The following is a 22,098-nucleotide window of genomic DNA, read 5'->3' as shown; positions in this document are numbered from 1 at the left end:
ACCAGACACTGGCAGGAACACCCCATGACGGACGCCTTCGAACTCCCGCTCTCGCTGGTCCAGGCCCTGGCGCAACGCGCCGCGCAGACCCCGGACAAAGTCGCCTTGCGCTTTCTGGCCGACGCTCCCGGCGAACAGGCCGTGCTCAGCTACCGGGACCTCGATCAGCGTGCGCGCACCATCGCCGCTGCCTTGCAAACCCGGGCCAGCTTCGGCGACCGCGCGGTGCTGTTGTTCCCCAGCGGGCCAGACTATGTGGCGGCGTTCTTCGGCTGCCTGTATGCCGGTGTGATTGCGGTGCCGGCCTACCCGCCGGAGTCCGCGCGCCAGCACCACCAGCAGCGCTTGCTGTCGATCATCGACGACGCCGAGCCGCGCCTGCTGCTGACCGTCGCGGCCCTGCACGACAGCCTGCAGGGCCTGGAGGCTCTGGCGGCGGCCAACGCCCCCGAACTGCTGGCGGTGGATGGCCTGGCCCCGGCGCTGGCTGCGAACTGGCGCGAGCCCGCGCTCAAGGGTGATGACATCGCCTTCCTGCAGTACACCTCCGGCTCCACCGCACTGCCCAAGGGCGTGCAGGTCAGCCATGGCAACCTGGTGGCCAACGAACAACTGATCCGCCAAGGCTTTGGCATCGACCTCAACCCCGACGATGTGATCGTCAGCTGGCTGCCGCTGTACCACGACATGGGCCTGATCGGCGGCCTGCTGCAGCCGATCTTCAGCGGCGTGCCCTGTGTGCTGATGTCGCCGGGCTACTTCCTGGCCCGGCCGCTGCGCTGGTTGCAGGCCATCAGCGAGTACGGCGGCACCATCAGCGGCGGCCCCGACTTTGCCTACCGGTTGTGCAGCGAGCGGGTCAGCGAGGCCTCCCTGGCCGGGCTCGACCTGAGCCGCTGGCGGGTGGCCTATTCCGGCTCCGAGCCAATCCGCCAGGACAGCCTGGCGGCCTTTGCCGACAAGTTCCAGGCCTGCGGCTTCGACCCGCAGAGCTTCTTCGCCAGCTACGGCCTGGCCGAGGCGACCCTGTTCGTCAGCGGCAGCCGCCGTGGCCAGGGCATCGCCGCGCTGGAGCTGGACGCCGAAGCCTTTGCCGACAACCGTGCGGAACCTGGCAAGGGCAGTGTGCTGATGAGCTGTGGCTACCCGCAGCCCGGGCATGCCGTGCGCATTGTCGAACCACAACGCCTGCAGGTGCTGGGCGACAACCAGGTGGGCGAGATCTGGGCCGGTGGCCCGAGCATCGCCCTGGGCTACTGGCGCAACCCCGAGGCCAGCGCCCGCACCTTCGTCGAGATGGACGGCCAGACTTGGCTGCGTACCGGCGACCTGGGCTTCATGCGCGAAGGTGAAGTGTTCGTCACCGGGCGCCTGAAGGACATGCTGATCGTGCGCGGGCAGAACCTGTACCCGCAAGACCTGGAAAAGACCCTCGAGCGCGAAGTGGAGGTGCTGCGCAAAGGCCGGGTGGCAGTGTTCGCCGTCGAGCAGCAAGGCGAGGAGGGCATTGGCGTGGCGGTGGAAATCAGCCGCAACGTGCAGAAGGCAATCAAGCCCCGGGAGCTGATCAAGACCCTGCGTCAGGTGATCGCCGACGCCTGCCGCCAGGCCCCGGCCGTGGTCCTGCTGCTGAACCCGGGGGCGCTACCCAAGACCTCCAGCGGCAAGCTGCAGCGTTCGGCCTGCCGCCTGCGCATGGACGATGGCAGCCTGGACTGCTACGCCCGCTTCCCTGAGGTGGGCGAGCCCGTTGCCACGGACGCCGCCGGCGATGAGCTGGAGACGCGCATCGCCGGGGTGTGGCGCGACATCCTCAAGGTCGAGGCGGTAGCGGCAGACGACCACTTCCTGCTGCTGGGTGGCAACTCCATCGCCGCTACCCACGCCACCGCACGCCTGGCCGATGAATTGGGCATCGAGCTGGGCCTGCGCACCCTGTTCGAGGCGCCGATACTGGCTGACTACGCCAAGGCCGTGGCCGCGATCATCGCCGAAGGCGGTGGCCGGGTCGGCACCATCGCTACCCTGGAACGCACCCAGGCGCTACCCCAGTCGCTGGCGCAAAACCGCCTGTGGCTGCTGTGGCAGTTGGACCCGCAGTCGGCGGCCTACAACATTCCGGCCGGCCTGCAGTTGCGCGGTGAGCTGGACGAAAACGCACTGGAAGCGGCCTTCCAGGCGCTGGTGGCGCGCCATGAATCGCTGCGTACCCTGTTTGCCGAAGAGAACGGCCAGGCCCTGCAGCGCATCCAGGCGCAGCAGCCGTTCGACCTTCGCCGCCTGGACCTCGAAGGCCAGGCCGCCGAACAGGTCGCCGCCCAGCGTGAAACCGAAGCTCGCCAGCCGTTCGACCTGACCCGGGGGCCGTTGCTGCGGGTGACCCTGGTGCGCCTGGACGATGAACACCATCAACTGTGGGTGACCCTGCACCATATCGTCGCCGACGGCTGGTCGCTGAACATCCTGCTCGACGAATTCGCCAAACTGTACGCCGCCCATTGCCAGGGTCTCGAGGCCAACCTGGCACCGCTGACCCTGGGTTATGCCGACTACGGCACCTGGCAGCGACAGTGGCTGGCCGCAGGCGAAGCCGAGCGTCAGCTGCAGTACTGGCAGGCGCATCTGGGGGATGAACTGCCGGTGCTCGACCTGTGCACCGACCACCCGCGCACCAGCCAGCGCGACCACCGCGCCGCCCGCTTCAACCTCAAGGTACCGGCCAGGCTCACCGAAGCGCTCAAGGGCCTGGCCCGCGAACAGCAGGCCAGCCTGTTCATGGTGCTTCTGGCCGGCTGGCAGGCGCTGTTGCACCGCTACAGTGGCCAGGCCGATATCCGTGTCGGCGTGCCCAACGCCAACCGCCCGCGCCTGGAAACCCAAGGCATGGTCGGCTTCTTCATCAACACCCAGGTACTGCGTGCGCAACTCGATGGCCGCCTGCCGTTCGACCAGTTGCTGGCCCAGGTGCGCCGGGCCACCCTGGATGCCCAGGCCAACCAGGACCTGCCGTTCGAGCAACTGCTCGAAGCCTTGCCCGAGGCTCGCGAGCAAGGCCTGTTCCAGGTCATGTTCAACCACCAGCAACGTGACCTGTCTGCCCTGCGCCGCCTGCCGGGCCTGCTGGCCGAAGAGCTGCCGTGGCACAGTCGCGAAGCCAAGTTCGACTTGCAGCTGCACAGTGAAGAAGACCACCAGGGCCGCCTGAGCCTGGCCTTCGACTATGCCGCCGAATTGTTCGATGCCAGCACCGTCAAGCGCCTGGCCCAGCACCTGCTGGCCCTGCTCGAGCAGGTGTGTGCCGGGCCGCAGCGGGCGCTGGGCGAGGTGCAATTGCTCGACGAGCCTGGCCGCGCGCAACTGCTGAGCTGGGGCGAGGCACCCGCTGCGGCGCCGCAGCGCCTGCTGGTCGAGCAGCTCAATGACCAGGCACGCCTGACCCCGCAGCGCACCGCCCTGGTGTGGGACGGTGGCAGCCTGGATTACGCCGAGTTGCACCAGCAAGCCAACCGTCTGGCCCACTACCTGCGTGACAAAGGCGTCGGCCCCGACACCTGCGTGGCCATCGCCGTCGAGCGTTCGCCGCAGCTGCTGGTGGGCCTGTTGGCCATTCTCAAGGCCGGTGGTGCCTATGTGCCGCTGGACGTCGATTACCCGGCCGAGCGCCTGGCCTACATGCTCGCCGACTGCAACGCTGGCCTGTTGCTGAGCCACAGCAACCTGCTGGGCAAGCTGCCACAGGTGGACGGCGTCAGCGCCATCGCCCTCGACCAGCTGCACCTGGACAGCTGGCCAAGCCATGCCCCCGGGTTGCACCTGCATGGCGACAACCTGGCTTATGTGATCTACACCTCCGGCTCCACCGGCCAGCCCAAGGGCGTGGGCAATACCCACGCGGCACTGGCCGAGCGCCTGCAATGGATGCAGGCCAGCTATGTGCTGGACGACAGCGACGTGCTGATGCAGAAGGCGCCGATCAGCTTCGACGTTTCGGTGTGGGAATGCTTCTGGCCACTGGTGACCGGTTGCAAGCTGGTGCTCGCCGGCCCTGGCGAGCACCGCGACCCGCAGCGCATCGCCGCGCTGGTGCAGGCCCATGGCGTGACCACGCTGCACTTCGTGCCGCCGCTGTTGCAGGTGTTCGTACAGGAGCCGCAGGCGGGTGCCTGCAGCAGCCTGCGCCGGCTGTTCTCCGGTGGCGAAGCGCTGTCCGCGGCACTGCGTGACCGCGTGCTGCAGGTGCTGCCACAGGTGCAGTTGCACAACCGCTATGGCCCGACCGAAACCGCCATCAACGTCACCCACTGGCACTGCCAGGCCACCGATGGCGAACGCTCGCCGATCGGCCGCCCGCTGGGCAATGTGCTGTGCCGTGTGCTGGACGACGAACTGGAACTGACCGCCCCCGGTGTGCCGGGCGAGCTGTACCTTGGCGGTGCAGGCCTGGCCCGTGGCTACCTGGGTCGCCCGGGCCTCACCGCCGAGCGCTTCGTGCCCCGGGCCGACGGCAATGGCGAGCGCCTGTACCGCAGTGGCGACCGCGCCCGCTGGCAGGTGCAGACCGAGGCGCTGGAATACCTTGGCCGCCTCGACCAGCAGGTCAAGGTGCGTGGCTTCCGTGTCGAACCCGAGGAAGTCCAGGCCTGCCTGCTGGCGCAAGCGGGGGTCGAACAGGCGCTGGTGCTGATTCACAAGGATGCCGTAGGCGCGCAACTGGTCGGCTACTACAGTGGCAGCGCCCAGCCAGATGCATTGCTGACGGTGCTGGCTGAACAACTACCGGCGTACATGGTGCCGGCACAACTCATCCCGCTGGCGCAGATGCCGCTGGGCCCCAGCGGCAAGGTCGACCGCAAGGCGTTGCCGGCCCCGGTGTGGCAGCAGCGGGAGCACATCGAGCCGCAAACCGAGTTGCAGCAGCAGGTCGCTGCCATCTGGCGTGAAGTGCTGAACCTGCCGCGCGTTGGCCTGCAGGATGACTTCTTCGCCCTCGGCGGCCATTCGCTGCTGGCCACTCAAATTGTCTCGCGCACGCGTCAGGCCTGCGATGTCGAGCTGCCGCTCAAGGCCCTGTTCGACGCCAGCGAGCTGGGCGCCTTCTGTGCCGAGATCACGCGTATCCGTGCCGCCGGTGAGCGCAATCTGCAAGGCGCAATCACCCGCGTCGACCGCCGCCAGGCGGTGCCGCTGTCGTACTCCCAGCAGCGCATGTGGTTCCTCTGGCAAATGGAGCCGGGCAGCCCGGCGTACAACGTCGGCGGCATGGCGCGCCTGCGCGGCACCCTGCATGTGGATGCCTTCGAGCGTGCGTTGCAGGCGCTGGTGGTGCGCCACGAAACCCTGCGCACCACCTTCCCCAGCATCGATGGCGTGCCGTATCAGTGCGTGGCCGAAAACAGCAGCCTGCACCTCGACTGGCAGGACTTCAGCGCCTTGCCCGCCGATGCCCGCCAACAACGCCTGCAGCAACTGGCCGACGACCAGGCGCACCAGCCGTTCGACCTGGAGCGCGGTCCGTTGCTGCGTGCCTGTCTGGTCAAAGCCCAAGAGCGCGAGCACTTCTTCGTGCTGACCCTGCACCATATCGTCACCGAAGGCTGGGCCATGGACATCTTCGCCCGCGAACTGGGCGAGCTGTACGAGGCCTTCGTCGATGACCGCGAATCGCCGTTGGCGCCGCTGCCGGTGCAGTATCTGGACTACAGCGTGTGGCAACGGCAATGGCTGGAAAGCGGCGAGGGCGCCCGCCAGCTGGCCTACTGGCAGGCCCGCCTGGGCGATGAACACCCGGTGCTGGCGCTGCCTGCCGACCGCCCGCGCCCGGCAGTGCAGACCCACCGTGGCGAGCTGTACCGCTTCGAGCTCGACCCGGCGCTGGTCGCCCGCGTGCATGCCTTCAACAGCCAGCGCGGCCTGACCCTGTTCATGACCATGACTGCCACCCTGGCCGCCTTGCTGCACCGCTACAGCGGCCAGCGTGACCTGCGCATTGGCGCGCCGGTGGCCAACCGCATCCGCCCGGAAAGCGAAGGGCTGATTGGCGCGTTCCTCAACACCCAGGTGCTGCGTTGCGAGCTGGACGGCCAGATGAGCGTCGCACAGTTGCTGGAGCAGGTACGCCAGGTTGCCATCGAAGGCCAGTCGCACCAGGACCTGCCGTTCGACCAGCTGGTGGAAGCCCTGCAGCCACCGCGCAGCAGCGCCTACAACCCGCTGTTCCAGGTGATGTGCAACGTGCAGCGCTGGGCCTTCCAGCAAAGCCGCCAGCTTGCCGGCATGCAGGTGGATTACCTGGTCAACGACGCCAGCGCCACCAAGTTCGACCTGTACCTGGAGGTGACCGACCTCGACGGCCGCCTGGGTTGCTGCCTGACCTACAGCCGTGACCTGTTCGACGAGCCACGCATCGCACGCATGGCCGAGCACTGGCAGCAATTGCTGGCGGGCCTGCTCGACAACCCGCAACAACGCCTGTGCGAGCTGCCGATGCTGAGCAGCGCCGAGCAGCAGCTGCTGGCGGGCCAGTTGCAGGGCGAGCAGGGTCTCGCTCTCGACCAGACCGTGCACGGCCTGTTCGCCGCCCAGGCTGCGCGCACGCCACACGCTGGCGCGTTGACCTTCGCCGGCCGGCACATGACCTATGCCGAACTCGACCAGCAGGCCAACCGCCTGGCCCGCGCCCTGCGCGAGCGTGGCGTCGGCCCGCAGGTGCGTGTGGGCCTGGCGCTGGAGCGTTCGCTGGAAATGGTCGTCGGCCTGCTGGCCATCCTCAAGGCCGGTGGCGCCTACGTGCCGCTCGACCCCGAATACCCGCTCGACCGCCTGCGCTACATGATCGAAGACAGCCGCATCGGCCTGCTGCTCAGCCAGCGCACGCTGCTGCAAACCCTGGGGCAGTTGCCCGAAGGCGTGGCGCGCTGGAGCCTGGAGGACGACAGCGCCAGCCTGTCGGCCTACAGCGATGCGCCGCTGGACAACCTCAACCTGCCGCAGCACCAGGCCTACCTGATCTACACCTCCGGTTCCACCGGCAAGCCCAAGGGCGTGGTAGTCAGCCACGGCGAGTTCGCCATGCATTGCCAGGCGGTGATCGACGCGTTCGGCATGCGCAGCGATGACTGCGAGCTGCACTTCTATTCGATCAATTTCGACGCCGCCAGCGAACGCCTGTGGGTGCCACTGCTGTGTGGCGCCCGCGTGGTGCTGCGCGCCCAGGGGCAGTGGGGCGCCGAAGACATCTGCCAGCTGGTGCGCGAGCAGCAGGTGAGCATCCTCGGCTTCACGCCCAGCTACGGTAGCCAGTTGGCCCAGTACCTGGCCGGGCAGGGCGAACAGTTGCCAGTGCGCCTGGTCATTACCGGTGGTGAAGCGCTGACCGGCGAACACCTGCAGCGCATCCGCCAGGCCTTCGCGCCACAGCAGTTCTTCAACGCCTACGGGCCGACCGAAACCGTGGTCATGCCGCTGGCCTGCCTGGCACCACAGACACTGCCGGCGGATCTGGGCAGCGTACCGATCGGCCGCGTCATCGGTAGCCGCACGGCCTACATCCTCGACGAAGACCTTGCCCTGTTGCCGCAAGGCGGTGTTGGCGAGCTGTATGTCGGCGGTGCCGGCCTGGCCCAGGGTTACCACGACCGCCCGGGCCTTAGCGCCGAGCGCTTCGTCGCCGACCCGTTCGGCAGCGAAGGCGGGCGCCTGTATCGCACCGGTGACCTGGTGCGCCTGGGCAGCGATGGCCTGGTCGAGTACGTCGGCCGCGCCGACCAGCAGGTGAAGATTCGCGGTTTTCGTATCGAACTGGGCGAAATCGAAAGCCGCCTGCAGGCGCATGCCGATGTCGACGAAGCTGTGGTGCTGGCCCTCGACCTGCCGGGCGGCAAGCAACTGGTGGGTTACCTGGTGTGCGGGCAGGCCGCTGCCGACAGCGAGGCCCAGGGCCTGCTGCGCGACGCGGTGAAAGCCGATGCCCGCCAGCACCTGCCGGACTACATGGTGCCGGCGCACCTGGTGCTGCTCGACAGCCTGCCGCTGATGGGCAACGGCAAGCTCGACCGCCGTGCGCTGCCGCTGCCGGACCTGGAGCAGGCACGCCAGCAGTACCAGGCGCCTGGCAACGAGGTGGAAGCGCAACTGGCGCAGATCTGGCGCGACGTGCTCAACGTTGCCCGGGTCGGCGTGCAGGACAACTTCTTCGAACTGGGCGGCGACTCGATCCTGTCGATCCAGGTGGTCAGCCGGGCTCGTCAGGCCGGCTTGCAGTTCACCCCGCGCGACCTGTTCCAGCATCAGACCATCCAGACCCTGGCCGCCATCGTTCAGCGCAGCGAAGCCGCCAGCAGCATCGAACAGGGCCAGCGCCAGGGTCAGACCGGCCTCACGCCGATCCAGCATTGGTTCTTCGACAGTGAAGTGCCACAGCCGCAGCACTGGAACCAGGCTGTTCTGCTGGAGGCGCGCAAGCCGCTGGATGAGGGGGTACTGGAGCGAGCCTTGGCCGGCCTGGTGCAGCACCACGACAGCCTGCGCCTGCGCTTTGGCATGGCCCAGGGCCGCTGGCAGGCCGAATATGCTTCGCCTGCCACCGGGCAGTTACTGTGGACAGCCACGGTCGCCGACTTCGCCGATTGCCAACCGCTGTACACCGACCTGCAACGCAGCCTCGACCTGGAGCAGGGCCCACTGTTGCGCGCCTTGCTGGTAAATGACGGGCAGGGCGGCCAGCGCCTGTTGCTGGCGATCCATCACCTGGTGGTCGATGGCGTGTCGTGGCGCGTGCTGCTGGAAGACCTGCAGGCGCTGTACCGTGGCCAGCCGCTGCCGGCCAAGACCCACGCCATGGGCGACTGGGCCGCACGCCTGGCCAGCTATGCCGGCAGCGATTCGCTGCGCGACGAGCTGGGCTGGTGGCAAGGCCAGTTGGGTGGCGTGCGCCGTGAACTGCCATGTGATCACCCGCAGGGCGGCAACCTGCACCGCCACGCCCGTACCCTGGTCATCGGCCTGGATGTGGCGCAGACCCGGCAGTTGCTGCAGCAGGCTCCGGCGGCCTATCACACCCAGGTCAACGACCTGCTGCTGACCGCGCTGGCGCGTGCCCTGTGCCGCTGGAGCGGCGATGAAGAAGTGCTGGTACAGCTTGAGGGCCATGGCCGTGACGGGCTGTTCGAAGACATGGACCTGACCCGCAGCGTCGGCTGGTTCACCAACGCCTACCCGCTGAGCCTGCGCCCGCTGCCAGGCGAGGACGATGCGGCGCGGGCAGGCTCGATCAAGCGCATCAAGGAGCAGCTGCGCCAGGTGCCGCACAAAGGGCTGGGCTACGGCGTGCTGCGCTACCTGGCCGATACGGCAGGGCGCGAGCAGATGGCGGCCCTGCCGCAGGCACGCATCACCTTCAACTACCTGGGCCAGTTCGACCAGCAGTTCGACAGCACAGCCCTGTTCCAGCCGCTGGACGCCCCGGCCGGCCTGGCCCACGATCTCGATGCACCGCTGCCCAACTGGCTGAGTGTCGATGGCCAGGTGTATGGCGGCGCCCTGCAACTGCGCTGGACCTTCAGTGCCGAACGCTACGACGAGCGGACCATCGCCAGCCTGGCCGAAGCCTATCGCCTGGAGCTGCTGGCGCTGGTCGAGCATTGCCTGGCGGATGGCAACGGCAGTTTCACGCCATCGGACTTCCCGCTGGCGCACCTGACTCAGGCGCAGATCGACGCGCTACCGGTACCGGCCGCGCAGATCGAGGACGTCTACCCGCTGACGCCGATGCAGGAGGGCATGCTGCTGCACACCCTGCTGGAGCCGGGCACCGGCCTCTACTACATGCAGGACCGCTACCGCATCAACAGCGCGCTCGACCCCGAACGCTTCGCCCAGGCGTGGCAGGCGGTGGTGGCGCGCCACGAAGCGCTACGCGCATCGTTCAGCTGGAACACCGGCGAGGCGATGCTGCAGATCATCCACAAGCCGGGCAACACGCCGGTGGACTACCAGGACTGGCGTGGCCTCGACGACGACGCCCAGGAGCAGCGCCTGCAGGCTCTGCACAAGCAGGAACGCGAGGCCGGTTTCGTCCTGCTCAGCGAGGCGCCGTTCCACCTGCGCCTGGTGCGTGTGGCCGACGAGCGCTACTGGTTCATGATGAGCAACCACCACATCCTCATCGATGCCTGGTGCCGTTCGCTGTTGATGAACGATTTCTTCGAGATCTACCAGGCCCTCGGCGAGGGGCGCCAGGCCCGCTTGCCGGTGCCACCGCGCTACCGCGACTACATCGGCTGGCTGCAACGCCAGGGCCTGGACGACGCGCGAGCCTGGTGGCAGGCCAACCTGGCCGGCTTCGAACGTGCCACCCCCATCCCCAGCGACCGCCCGCTGCGCCACGACCATGCCGGTAGCGGCATGATCGTCGGCGACTGCTATACGCGCCTGGCGGTGAGCGACGGCGTGCGCCTGCGCGAGCTGGCCCAGGCCCACCAGCTCACCGTCAACACCTTCGCCCAGGCGGCCTGGGCCCTGGTACTGGCGCGCTACAGTGGCGACCGCGACGTGGCCTTTGGCGTGACCGTGGCCGGGCGCCCGGTGAGCATGCCGCAGATGCAGCGTACCGTCGGCCTGTTCATCAACAGCGTCGCCCTGCGCGTGCAATTGCCGGTGGCGGGTGAGCGCTGCAGTGTGCGCCAGTGGTTGCAAGGCCTGCTGGAGCGCAACATGGAGCTGCGCGAATATGAATACCTGCCGCTGGTGGCGATCCAGGAGTGCAGCGAACTGCCCAAGGGCCAGCCGCTGTTCGACAGCCTGTTCGTGTTCGAGAACGCGCCGGTGGAAACTGCCGTGCTCGACCACGCCCAGCACCTGAATGCCAGTTCCGACTCGGGCCGTACCCACACCAACTTCCCGCTGACAGCGGTGTGCTACCCGGGCGATGACCTTGGCCTGCACCTGTCGTTCGACCAGAGGTACTTCGACTACCCGACCGTCGAGCGCCTGCTGGCCGAGTTCAAGCGCCTGCTGCTGGCGCTGGTGCAAGGCTTTGAAGGGGAGATGAGCGCACTGCCGTTGCTGGGCGCCGAGGAGCAGCGTTTCTTGCTGGAGGACTGCAACCGTACCGCGCGCGCCTATCCGCTGGAACAGAGCTACGTCGCGCAGTTCGAGGCGCAGGTGGCCGCGCATCCGCAACGTACCGTGGCCCGCTGCCTGGACGCGTCCTACGACTACGCCGGCTTGAACCTGGCGGCCAACCGCCTGGGCCATGCCTTGATCGCGGCGGGTGTGAACCTGGACCAGCCGGTGGCACTGCTGGCCGAGCGTGGGCTACCGCTGCTGGGCATGATCGTCGGCAGCTTCAAGGCCGGCGCCGGCTACCTGCCACTGGACCCGGGCCTGCCGGCGGCGCGCCTGCAAAGCATCATCGAGCTCAGCCGTACACCCGTGCTGGTGTGCAGCGCGGCCTGTGCCGGGCAAGGGCGGCAGTTGCTGGACCAGCTTGCAGTGGCGGCACGGCCGCAGCTACTGGTCTGGGAAGACATCCAGGCCAGCCCGGTGGCCAGCCACAATCCCGGCATTCACAGCGGGCCGGATAACCTCGCCTATGTGATCTACACCTCAGGCTCCACCGGCTTGCCGAAGGGGGTGATGGTCGAGCAGCGCGGCATGCTCAACAACCAGCTGAGCAAGGTGCCGTACCTGGCGCTCGGCGAGCAGGACGTGATCGCCCAGACGGCCTCGCAGAGCTTCGACATTTCGGTGTGGCAGTTCCTTGCCGCGCCGCTGTTCGGCGCCAGGGTGGAGATCGTGCCGAACGCCATCGCCCATGACCCGCAGGGCCTGCTGGCGCATGTGCAGGCCACCGGCATCAGCGTGCTGGAGAGCGTGCCGTCGCTGATCCAGGGCATGCTGGCCAACGACCACCAGGCCCTCGATGGCCTGCGCTGGATGCTGCCGACCGGCGAAGCCATGCCACCGGAGCTGGCGGCGCAGTGGCTGCAGCGTTACCCGCGGATCGGCCTGGTCAACGCCTACGGCCCGGCGGAGTGCTCCGATGACGTGGCGTTCTTCCGCGTCGATTCCGCCTCGACCCGTGGCAGCTACCTGCCGATCGGCACGCCGACCGACAACAACCGCCTGTATCTGTTCGGCGAGGACCAGGCGCTGGTGCCACTGGGTGCGACAGGTGAGTTGTGCGTGGCCGGCACCGGCGTGGGCCGTGGCTATGTCGGCGACCCGGTGCGTACGGCGCTGGCGTTCATTCCCCATCCTCATGGTGCACCGGGCGAACGCCTGTACCGCACCGGCGACCTGGCGCGGCAGCGCCCGGACGGGGTGCTGGAGTATGTCGGGCGCATCGACCATCAGGTGAAGATTCGCGGCTACCGCATCGAACTGGGCGAAATCGAAGCCCGCCTGCACGAACAGCCGGAGCTCCGCGACGCTGCCGTTGGCGTGCAGGAGGGCGTCAATGGCAAGCACCTGGTGGGTTACCTGGTGGCGCATCAGGGCGTTGCAGCCGACGCTGCGTTGCTGGAACAGCTCAAGCAGCGCCTGCGTGCCGAGTTGCCGGAGTACATGGTGCCACTGCACTGGGGCTGGTTCGACAGCCTGCCGCACAACGCCAACGGCAAGCTCGACCGCAAGGCCTTGCCGGCCATCGACATCGGTGGCCAGCACAGCCATGCCTACCAGGCGCCGCGCAACGAGCTGGAAGAGGTACTGGCCGGTATCTGGGCCGATGTGCTCAAGGCCGAGCGGGTCGGGGTGCACGACAACTTCTTCGAGCTGGGCGGGCATTCGCTGCTGGCCACCCAGATCGCCTCGCGGGTGCAGAAGCAGTTGCAGTTGAACGTGCCGTTGCGGGCGATGTTCGAGTGCAGCACCGTGGAGGAACTGGCGGTGTATGTGCAGGGGTTGCAAGGCAGTGTGCTGGATGACGACAAGGTCGACCGGCTCAGTGACCTGATGGCTGAGCTGGAGGGGTTGTGACCTGAGCGGGTGAGGCCTGCACCGCCCCAGGATTGGTGCACAAAAGTTGAAATTGCTGGGGCCGCTATGCGGCCCTTTCGCGACACAAGGCCGCTCCTACAGATACGGCGTTGTTTTCGAGGTTTGGCGCTGTACCTGTGGGAGCGGGCATGCCCGCGAACTCCGGCGCAGCCGGTGCCATACCTGCAAGCCCATCTTTCCCATGGTTCTTCGCCATCATGATGCGGCCCCGATTTTTTCCTGCGACATCGACGCATTGATGAATGCTTCATCATAAGAGTCCGCATGGTAGCGAGCGAGAAACTCATGAGCATTCTCAAATGGCTCGAGGTGTTGATGAGCGAGCATGTAGAAACGATGGCAGTTTGTGGCAATTTCCTCGGTATAGTGAGATGAAATCAAAACACTAGCCCCGTTTTTGCACGCGTTTTTTATACCTAGCCATATGTGGTGTCTGAATTCTGGGTCTACCCCCGCAGTCGGCTCGTCGAGGATGATCAGGTCGCTGCCCATGAGCAGTAGCGTCAGTGTGACAAAACTCCGGACTTCGCCATAGCTGCAAGTAGATGCCTTCTTTTTGTAGATTTCAGCATACCGTTTCGACAGGGAAGGTGACCATTCAGAGAGGCGCGAAAGCACCTCGCAGTGATCCGGTGCAGATCTGGAGTTTAAATGTGTAATCAGTTGGTAGACTTCGCTCATCCTGAGCAAGGGCGGTGGTGTCAGTACTTGAGTCAGATAAGCCTGCTGTCTGGATGAATTTATGATTGTGCCGTTGCTTGGTTTTCTGATGTTGCAGATCAGGTCGAAAAGCGTTGTTTTGCCCGCCCCGTTACTACCCAGTATGCCGACTGCTTCTCCTTTTTTTAGGTTTAGTGTGATGTTCTGTAATAATGGTTTTTTGATGTGCGAGAAGCTGAGATTGTTGATGTTTAGTAGGTTCACTTAATATCGACTCCAGATGGGTTGGATTCTAAACAGTCGTCCTGTCAAATAGAGTCCGGCTGTTGAGCTGACAAAGGCTGCGAAAAAGCTGGTGGCGAGTGGTAACTCTCCGTTTATTATTTTTGTGCTTAAGTGCAAGGGGTTGATCAAGGCTAACCAATGAGTGTCATTTGCTTGTGTGGCACCCAAGTAACCAGAAAGGAGCATAAGGAATGAAAGAAGCGAGAATAATGTGCCGGCAGTACTGAATTTAATCGGCATCGCGGCGATGGCCAGGCCGATGCAGGAAAATATCATATAGCTTGTATAGAACGCGGCTGTGAGATGCAGGAATTCCGGCAGCGAATAGAGACCGTAAAGTGGTTTGGAAATGAAGTAGAAGAAACTAGCGTATATGACGCTGACCAGCGTATAGCTGACGGCGTGTGATGTAAGGAAAAGCGTGATCGCCTCTCGTTGGTAGATGAATGAACGTACGAAGCCGCTTTCTCGTCTGCCGATCAGGTAGAAACTGAGGCCAAAGAAGGCGACGTTTGCAGCGATGTAGGCGTAAAACCAAGCAGCAGAGGATGTATATGTTGAGTCTGATGGGACTGTGAGTGAGGAGTTTTGCCTAAGCAATACAAACATCAAACAGGGTACTGCAGCAGTCCACAGCAATGCTGTGGGTTCTCGCAGATGCTCAAGTAGCAATATCTTGGCGACAGAGAAGATCTGTTTTGTTCGCGTTACGGTATGTGGTCCTTGGAGGGTCATGGGAAAGGTACCATTTGGGTTAGTTGTTCTGGGATGATGGATTTATAAAAGGTTCGAGAATAGTTGTTTAGTGTGTTGAAGGAGAAGGAGTTGTTCATGTGAAGGAATAGGTTTGGCGATATGTATTTGCAAAAATACAGGTTTGATCGGGCTGCGGGCATGTGTGATAAATAGAGGTAGCCATCAAGGTTGAGACGTCTGATAGTGTTGATCAGGTTTTGGCAGTTAAAGGGGGGTGGTGAGCGGTTGATGATGGAACGGTGTGATGTGATTTGAGTTGAAATTTGATCGAAGGTCTCGTATTTGTTGCAATTCATGAAGTGCTTGAGATAAGGGTCTTCGATGTCGTTTTCTTGCGAGTTGCTGCTATCGAGAGATAACATGTATCGAAATGTTTGCCATAACTCGACTGTAGCCTTTTTTAGTGCGTTGCCAGGTGTGTCGGCATACGCCATGCCTGCGCAAAATCTAACTTTTGCGTCTTTGTTGTGCTTGTTGCCATAGCAGAATAATATGCAACTGCCAGGGAAGCGTTCGTCCGTGAGGTCTAGGATAATTGTCTCGCCTGATTGGGCAAACTCTCTGAAGAGTTCAAGGCTGGGGCAATCCATAAGCATGGCACAAGCCTCATCTTGTTTGATCACCGCCGTACAGGTTTTAGTCAGCCAAAATCTTAGAAGGAATTGTCGCTCTAAGGCTTCCTTGAGCGCGCCTGTGATAGCGGCTTCAATGTCTACATGCGCGCTGCAGCCACAAGTATCACCCATCGGGTAGATTTGGTTGTCAATGGGGTTCCTGCATGGTGAAATGGAAATGCAGACGGTGGGTATGAGGCAGCGCGAAAAGTCAGAGATCCTATAAACATTCGTGCGGTCAAAACGGTGGTGCTTCAGTAGGTTGCCTCCACCATTCATAGCCGTTTGCGAGAGCGCTTCGATAAATGCTTTGTGCTCCTCGATCGTAAGGCCTACATCTAGCGTGTTTGTGTCGTGGGCAGGGACATCCAGGTAGAAGTGCTTACGTTCGAAGTGTTCACCGATTGCTGTTTTGATTACGTCAGATGACCAGTCGCTGCTTGAGCCGTATGTCCGCCATCGGCTGCCACATTCTACAGTGTGTGGGATGTGGGTCACTGCACTCGGTCGCAAGAGTTCAAAATCTACCCGCGAAGGGGTATGGATCTCGTTATAGAAATTCATTGGCTCACCCAACTAGCTGAATGCATGCAGGCAGAAATAACGCTGGGTTCAAATTAAGCCCATTTGTTACTTCGTGGTCGGTAAAGCCCGACCACGGCCTTCCTTCTAAACCAAGTTCTTTGCAGCGTAGGTCTGTGAGCATATACATCGAGCCCGTTTCCATCAGTGCAAGACGGTAACCTCGATACCGATACTTGAATAGCGCCTTGGGTAAGTAAATGAAGTAGGCGATAGCGAGTGCTGGGGAGCCTATGTTGCTGCAGTCTGGCACGATTGCTCGAGAGAGCTTGTCGATATCAATTGTTGGAGTGTGTGCCTCAAATGTTTGTGATGAAGGAAGCAAGTGCAGAGCGTTGCTTTGAGTTGGCCAGTGGTCGATTTTGTTGTGCAAGTTGATGCAAAATACTTCTACTGGGTAAAGTGCTCCACCGCTCGGGTAACCTCTTTTATAACTAAGTTCATTCTTTTTTAATAGCGGTGCGAGTAGCGAGCGGACGGTATCAAAAGCTATGGTGTGCCCTGGGAAATGAGGGCAAGAATCATTTCTTCGTAGGCAGTGGTTTGCAGGTAAGGTGCTGAGGCTGAGCGCTGTGTGGTTGCTTGAATTTGTGAAGACGTTAAGTGGGAGTTCGTTTCCTGTTAGCTTCTCTAGTGTCTTTGATGGGATGTTGTGGAGGGTGCTTATGTGTTGTGTTGATCGATGGATCGTATAGTTCCCTTTGGCGTGAAAGGCTAAGGTGTCATCCATGACTTCAGGAGTGATGTATTTGAGGTACTGATCGTGAGCAATAGTCATGGTTTAGATTCCAAGCATTGGCAGAGTGGCCAGTGAAAACTGCTGTCCTCAATAAGTGTGCCATCGTCAAGATTTAGTGTTCTGGAAAGCAAGACTCGGTCTTGGGTGATCTTTGACTTTTGAGGTCGCGTGAATTTGCTTATGAATGAAGTGACGGTGCCGATGATCAATGCAGTCTGGAGGTCGTCTATAGGGGTTTTCGGTAAGTCAATCTTTTGTGCTCGGCAAAAGGTCAAGATCTTGCTCCAGTGATGTTGGCTGCTTCTCAATGTTTCATAATGTGTGATTCGATCAAGCGTGCAGAAAGCACAGGGATTACCTATTGATGGTATGTAAGGTTCAGTTAAGTGGAACTGATTACCGCTAATGTATCCAATGCTTGCTCCGCAGTGGTTATTTTGTTTCAGTAATTTTGTATAGTTTAATCTGAGTGATTCGGGGCGAAGCTTGAGGCACGCGAATACAAATAGGGTGGGTGATGTTGCTTCAGGTATGTGGGTTGTCGGGAGGCTTTGCGTTGTAATCGCCCCCTGCAATTTGCTTTCAAGGTGGTTCTTGAGTGTATTGGGGATTTCCATGTCGCTATAAAGTACGGCGTTTTCGAAATAGGGAGCGTTTGTTTGTTCGCCGACGATCAATATGGATTTGAGGAACTCAATAGAGCTCTGAAGATGTAGGCCTTCTTTTGTTAATATTTGCTCAAGTTCGTCGCGGTGGAGGAGGGAGGACTGTGTGTCAGCAATGTGTCGTAATGCTTTTGCTAATTTGGGGTCTGTGATTTTGGTGAAGCCTGTGGAGGAGAAGATCATTGGCTCGGAATCAAAATTGAGGATTTCATAGTTGTGGATTCTTAGCATCTTCATCGTTATTTCCTGGTAAGTGAGGCGGGCGCCAGTTGTACGGCCACTGGGCGCCCGCTGTTTACTTAGCGTCCTTTCTGTTTGAGGGTGTCGAGATCAATATTGTTATGTCCACCACTGCCGCCGTTACAGCCACCACCGCCACCGCATCCACCACTTCCGCCGCAGCCGCCTTTGCTACCAGACCCTCCGAAGAATTCCGACTCCATGTTGCAGTCTTTATCGAACTCCAATGTCATGAGGGTGATGCCAAATTGATTGCTCATTTAACTCTCCTTCAGCGTGACCCCGAACACCGGGGTGACTGCAGGTTTAGAGTTGAACTTGATGTGCGTCAAGTTTGTTGGGAGTGATTCGCTGCTAAGGCCGCTATCTGGTTGTTTAAGTTTCAGTTGGTGTTGTGGGAATTGGCTGAGGGGTATCTCTGATGAATGTCCAATGATTAATTGCGAGAGTGAGAAACTTCCTACTTTGGTGTGGGGCTGGTCTGTATGTCTCGTGAGATTGATATGTGATTCAGTAGTGAGTGTTCTTTTTGCGATTGGCGGAGTAGAAGTGTGTTTATTGTTTTGGATGTGGAAGTTAGTGTTTCAAGATGTAAAACCTGATCGTGGTTCAGAGAAATGCGCCACTTGATGAGCTCCGCGCAATGAGTTTGAGGTGGTGCAGGCCGGTATCTGGGCCGATGTGCTCAAGGCCGAGCGGGTCGGGGTGCACGACAACTTCTTCGAGCTGGGCGGGCATTCGCTGCTGGCCACCCAGATCGCCTCGCGGGTGCAGAAGCAGTTGCAGTTGAACGTGCCGTTGCGGGCGATGTTCGAGTGCAGCACGGTGGAGGAGCTGGCGGTGTATGTGCAGGGGCTGCAGGGCAGTGTGCTGGATGACGACAAGGTCGACCGGCTCAGTGACCTGATGGCCGAGCTGGAAGGGTTATAGGAAACCTGGGGGGCGCTGTGCGCCCCTTTCGCCAGCAAGCCAGCTCCCACAGGTACTCCACAGGGTTTGAATATTGTGAGGTCCCTGTGGGAGCTGGCTTGCCGGCGATGAGGCCGGAACAGGCAACGGTGTACTTAGCGCTTGCCGAGAATCTTCCCAAGCAACTCCGGCCGCGGCGCGCCTTGCTGGCTCTGCAGGTTGCCCTGGTCATCCTGATAGAAGATCGCCGGGGTCGCCTGTAAACCCATCTCTTCCATCAGCGCCATGTTCGCCGCCAGCTTCTGCTGCACCGCCTCTGGCACCTGTGCCAATGGTTTCAGTGTGCTGGCCTTGCCCGCTTTTTCATGCTCGTGCAGTGCCTTGGCCGGGTCTTTCGCCGCCAGCAGCGCCGCCGACTTGCCCGGGCTGTCCTCGCGGATGATGCCGACCATGATATGGCGCAACTGCACCTTGCCCGACTCCACCCACGGCCGTGCCTGTTCCCAGAACATGTTGCAGTACGGGCAGTTGGGGTCGCTGAACAGGTACACCTTGCGCGGTGCATCGTCCTTGCCGTCGGCGATCCAGGAGGTTTTCTCCATCTTCGCCCAGATTTCCTTGCTCATCGGCGCATACACCAGCTTTTTCAGCGGCTCGGCACTGAGGTCGTTGCCCTGTTCGTCGAACAGGCTGCCGACCAGTACATGCTTGCCGTCAGGGGTGAGGTACAGCGCCAGGCCATTATTCTGGTACTCGGCGGCATACCCGCGCAGGCCGTTGGGGGCGTCGAAGCTGCCTTTGATCACGGCGCCCTTGGCTTGCAGTTGCGCAATCGCCTTGGGCAGCTCTTCGGCCTGCAGGGTAGGGGCAGCCAGCAGAGCCAGGGACAGGGGCAGCAGTGCAGTCAGTCGCATGTCAGTTTCCTTGTGCGGCAGGGGCGGGCGCGGTGGCCCGGTCGAAAGGCTCCAGGGCGTGGCGCAGGCTGGCCCGGGACAGCTCGCCCAGATGGCTGCCGACCAGGCGCCCGTCGGCGTCGTAGAACAGGGTGGTGGGCAGGGCCATGGAGCCGACGCGCTTGGCCAGCAGACCGGTGCCGTCGAACAGCACGTGGGTCAGGCTCAGGCCGGTGGTGGCGAGGAAGGTACTGACGTTTTCCGGGGTCTCGCCCTGGTTGACGAACAGGAAGGTCACGTGCGGGTAAGCGCTTTGCGCCTGTTGCAGCACCGGCATTTCGCGTCGGCAGGGTGGGCACCAGGTGGCCCAGATGTTGATGACCAGCGGTTTGCCGCGGTAGCTGTGCAACGCTACGGATTGGCCGTTGGCCTTGCGCAGGCTCAGTTCGGGCAGTTCGGTGCCCTTGCTGTACAGGTGGCCACCGAGGCTGGCCAGGCCCCAGAACAGCGCGCCGCTGAACAGCGCCCAGCCCAGCGGGCGGCGCAGGCCGGGATGGCGCCAGCCCTGCCACAAGGCGCCGAGCACGATGCCGGCAAGGCCCGACCAGAACAGGAAGCCGCCATCACGGATATCGATGATCTGCAGCGGGTCGTCCTGGTACATCGGCCAATAGGCCAGCACGAAGCCGGCGCGTGCGCACAGCAGGCCGATCAGGAACAGGTTGAACAGTGCCGATTCCGGGCTCTCGCCGCCACGCCGGGCGACCCACCAGCCGACCATGCTGGCGATCACCAGGGCGGTGAGCATCAGCAGGTGGTTGAGGGCCATGGTCAGTGGCCCGAGGGTTACGGTCAGCATCAGCCTTGGCTCCTGGTCTGGGTCCAGTGTTGCAGGAAGGCGGCTGCATCCACCTCACCAGTGATGCGCCGCGCGCGGCGTTCGTCGCCTTCCGGGCCGACCCAGATGATGCTGGGCGGGCCAGGTACCTGGTAGCGCTGCAGCAGGGCCTGGCTGGCCGGGGTGTCGGCGGTCACGTCCAGGCGCAGCAGGTGCACACCGGCCAGGCCGGCCTGCACGTCGCTGCGGGCGAACACCTGTTTTTCCATGACCTTGCACGACACGCACCAGTCGGCATAGTAGTCGAGCATCACCCACTGGCCACGGGCCTTGGCCGCATCCAGTTCGCGTTGCAGGTCTTCGGGGCGGCTGACGGTGACGAAGGCGTCCTTGGTGTGCTGGCCGGTAGCCGGCGCAGCGCCGCCACCGGCGAACGGGCGCAGCGGCTGCCAGAGGTCGTCGCCACCGGCTGCCGCCCCCACCAGCAGCAGGCCGCCCCACAGGGCACCCAGCAGCGGCAACGCGCGCAACGCCGGCAACCGCTGCAGGGCCGGCCAGGCAGCCCAGGCCAGGGCGATCAGCAAGGCGCCGCTCAGGGCCAGCAGCAATGCTGCGGGCAGCAGGCTGCGCAAGGTGTATAGCGCCATGCCCAGGAACACGAAGCCGAACACGCCCTTGACCCGGTTCATCCAGGCACCCGGGCGGGGCAGGAAGCGGTTGCCGAGGGTTACCAGCAACAGCAGCGGCACACCCATGCCCAGGCCGAGGCTGAACAGCACCAGCGCCCCCTGCAGCACGTCGCCGCTCTGGGCGATGTACAGCAGCGCGCCGGCCAACGGCGCGGTCATGCACGGGCCCATCAGCAGGCCGGACAGCGCGCCGAGCAGCGCCGCACCATACAGGTTGCCACCACGGGTGCCTTGCCCGGCGCGGTCGAGGCGGTCACGCACGGCGGCGGGCAGTTGCAGTTCGAAGGCGCCGAACATCGGCAGGGCCAGCAGCACGAACAGCCCCGCCAGGCTGCCCAGCAGCCAGGGTTGCTGCAGCCAGGCCTGCAGGCTGGCACCCAGCAGCGCGGCGACCACGCCCAGGGCGGCATACACCAGGGCCATGCTCAGTACATAGACCCCGGCCAGTATCCAGCCGCGCCGGGCACTGGCGCCATTGCCCATTACCAGCCCGGCGAGGATCGGCAGCATCGGCAGCGAGCAGGGGGTAAAGGCCAGCAACAGGCCCAGGCCGAAGAACGCCAGCAGGCTCCAGGCCAGGTGGCCTTGTTGCAGGTCGCTGGCCAGGGCCTGGTCACTGGCTTGTTCGGCCGCCGGCACCACACTGCCGCCCAGATCGACCAACGTGGTTTGCGGCGGGTAGCACAGGCCGGCGTCGGCACAGCCCTGCCAGCCCAGGCGCAGCTGGCCCCGGGCATCGGCCGGTAGCAGCAGTTCGAGCTGGTCGCGGTACACCGCACTGTCGCCGAAGAACTCGTCGTGATGGTTGAGCGCGGCCGGCAGTTGCGGGTGTTGTTCGGCAGGCAGGCCGTCGAACTTCAGGCGCTTCTGATACAGGTAGTAGCCAGGCTGGATCTGGAAGAACAGGCGCATCTGGCCGTCGGCCTGGCGGTCGTGGGTAAGCACGAAGGCCTGGTTGACCGGCAGGAAGTCCGGTTTGACATCGAACGGGTTGGCCTGCAACGGGCCGGCCAGCAGCAGTGTCAGGAAGAGCAGGAGGACGCGCATGTCTTCGCCTTGGCAGTACGTTGAAAGGGGTCATGCTGGCTTGGGTCGATTAACCCAAGGTTAACTCTGGTTTTTGGTCAGCGGGCGCATCAGGGCTTGCAGGTGTTTGCCGTGGGATGGTCTGCGCCTGGGAGATCCTAAGACAACCACCTACCAGCCCCAGAGCAAAATCCGCCCCAGAT

10 protein-coding genes and 1 pseudogene are annotated in these 22,098 nt (G+C 62.9%); 2 read left to right on the top strand and 9 right to left on the bottom strand.

The features are described from left to right. Positions 1-24: 24 nt before the first annotated feature. Positions 25-12,978, top strand: coding sequence for a non-ribosomal peptide synthetase (locus ABNP31_RS17930; RefSeq protein WP_350012615.1), 12,954 nt, complete (start codon positions 25-27; stop codon positions 12,976-12,978). Positions 12,979-13,194: 216 nt separating this feature from the next. Here ABNP31_RS17930 and ABNP31_RS17925 read toward each other — a convergent pair whose 3' ends face one another. The 6 genes from ABNP31_RS17925 to ABNP31_RS17900 all read right to left on the bottom strand — a co-directional run bounded on the left by ABNP31_RS17925 (position 13,195) and on the right by ABNP31_RS17900 (position 17,800). Then, a complete protein-coding gene (locus tag ABNP31_RS17925; RefSeq protein ID WP_085664023.1) occupies positions 13,195-13,923 on the bottom strand; it encodes an ATP-binding cassette domain-containing protein in 729 nt (242 codons plus the stop codon). Further along, positions 13,924-14,679 (bottom strand): hypothetical protein, encoded by a 756-nt coding sequence (locus ABNP31_RS17920; protein WP_350012614.1) that lies wholly within the window; start codon positions 14,677-14,679, stop codon positions 13,924-13,926. Beyond that, positions 14,676-15,878: a YcaO-like family protein gene (locus ABNP31_RS17915; RefSeq protein ID WP_350012613.1), complete on the bottom strand. Its 1,203-nt coding sequence runs from the start codon at positions 15,876-15,878 to the stop codon at positions 14,676-14,678. Before ABNP31_RS17915 ends, ABNP31_RS17920 begins: the two co-directional genes overlap by 4 nt. Positions 15,879-15,882: 4 nt before the next feature. Further along, complete coding sequence (locus ABNP31_RS17910) at positions 15,883-16,674, bottom strand: SagB/ThcOx family dehydrogenase (protein WP_238066665.1); 792 nt, start codon at positions 16,672-16,674, stop codon at positions 15,883-15,885. After that, positions 16,671-17,537 carry an McbB family protein gene (locus tag ABNP31_RS17905; protein WP_238066664.1) on the bottom strand — a complete coding sequence of 289 codons (867 nt, stop codon included), beginning with the start codon at positions 17,535-17,537 and terminating at the stop codon, positions 16,671-16,673. The genes ABNP31_RS17910 and ABNP31_RS17905 overlap by 4 nt, the downstream gene beginning before the upstream one ends. Before the next feature lie 62 nt (positions 17,538-17,599). Further along, positions 17,600-17,800 (bottom strand): hypothetical protein, encoded by a 201-nt coding sequence (locus tag ABNP31_RS17900; RefSeq protein WP_139832751.1) that lies wholly within the window; start codon positions 17,798-17,800, stop codon positions 17,600-17,602. A gap of 373 nt (positions 17,801-18,173) precedes the next feature. Here ABNP31_RS17900 and ABNP31_RS17895 point away from each other — a divergent pair. Further along, positions 18,174-18,470 (top strand): annotated as a pseudogene (locus tag ABNP31_RS17895) (phosphopantetheine-binding protein); the annotation flags it as partial. A gap of 134 nt (positions 18,471-18,604) precedes the next feature. On the opposite strand, the gene dsbG reads toward ABNP31_RS17895, so the two are convergent. Genes dsbG through dsbD form a run of 3 tightly spaced genes read right to left on the bottom strand, consistent with a single transcriptional unit; the run spans position 18,605 to position 21,916 of the window. After that, positions 18,605-19,363: a thiol:disulfide interchange protein DsbG gene (gene dsbG, locus ABNP31_RS17890; RefSeq protein WP_025340002.1), complete on the bottom strand. Its 759-nt coding sequence runs from the start codon at positions 19,361-19,363 to the stop codon at positions 18,605-18,607. Between the two features lies 1 nt (position 19,364). Next, positions 19,365-20,201: a TlpA disulfide reductase family protein gene (locus tag ABNP31_RS17885; RefSeq protein WP_350012612.1), complete on the bottom strand. Its 837-nt coding sequence runs from the start codon at positions 20,199-20,201 to the stop codon at positions 19,365-19,367. Then, the gene (gene dsbD / locus ABNP31_RS17880) at positions 20,201-21,916 is read right to left on the bottom strand and encodes a protein-disulfide reductase DsbD (protein ID WP_350012611.1); all 1,716 of its coding nucleotides are present in this window, start codon (positions 21,914-21,916) and stop codon (positions 20,201-20,203) included. Before dsbD ends, ABNP31_RS17885 begins: the two co-directional genes overlap by 1 nt. Positions 21,917-22,098: the final 182 nt, after the last annotated feature.

The organism is Pseudomonas asiatica, from assembly GCF_040214835.1.
In the GTDB taxonomy this organism is placed as follows: domain Bacteria; phylum Pseudomonadota; class Gammaproteobacteria; order Pseudomonadales; family Pseudomonadaceae; genus Aquipseudomonas; species Aquipseudomonas putida_Z.
Note: the sequence above shows the minus strand (reverse complement) of the source record. Positions and strands in the feature narration are given on the sequence as shown.

Excerpts from the sequence above, each read along its gene's own strand:
- ABNP31_RS17885 (WP_350012612.1), bottom strand. The coding sequence starts at position 20,201 with ATGCTGACCGTAACCCTCGGGCCACTGACCATGGCCCTCAACCACCTG.
- dsbD (WP_350012611.1), bottom strand. The coding sequence starts at position 21,916 with ATGCGCGTCCTCCTGCTCTTCCTGACACTGCTGCTGGCCGGCCCGTTG.
- ABNP31_RS17930 (WP_350012615.1), top strand. The coding sequence starts at position 25 with ATGACGGACGCCTTCGAACTCCCGCTCTCGCTGGTCCAGGCCCTGGCG.
- ABNP31_RS17910 (WP_238066665.1), bottom strand. The coding sequence starts at position 16,674 with ATGACTATTGCTCACGATCAGTACCTCAAATACATCACTCCTGAAGTC.
- ABNP31_RS17915 (WP_350012613.1), bottom strand. The coding sequence starts at position 15,878 with ATGAATTTCTATAACGAGATCCATACCCCTTCGCGGGTAGATTTTGAA.
- ABNP31_RS17900 (WP_139832751.1), bottom strand. The coding sequence starts at position 17,800 with ATGAGCAATCAATTTGGCATCACCCTCATGACATTGGAGTTCGATAAA.
- ABNP31_RS17905 (WP_238066664.1), bottom strand. The coding sequence starts at position 17,537 with ATGAAGATGCTAAGAATCCACAACTATGAAATCCTCAATTTTGATTCC.
- dsbG (WP_025340002.1), bottom strand. The coding sequence starts at position 19,363 with ATGCGACTGACTGCACTGCTGCCCCTGTCCCTGGCTCTGCTGGCTGCC.
- ABNP31_RS17920 (WP_350012614.1), bottom strand. The coding sequence starts at position 14,679 with ATGACCCTCCAAGGACCACATACCGTAACGCGAACAAAACAGATCTTC.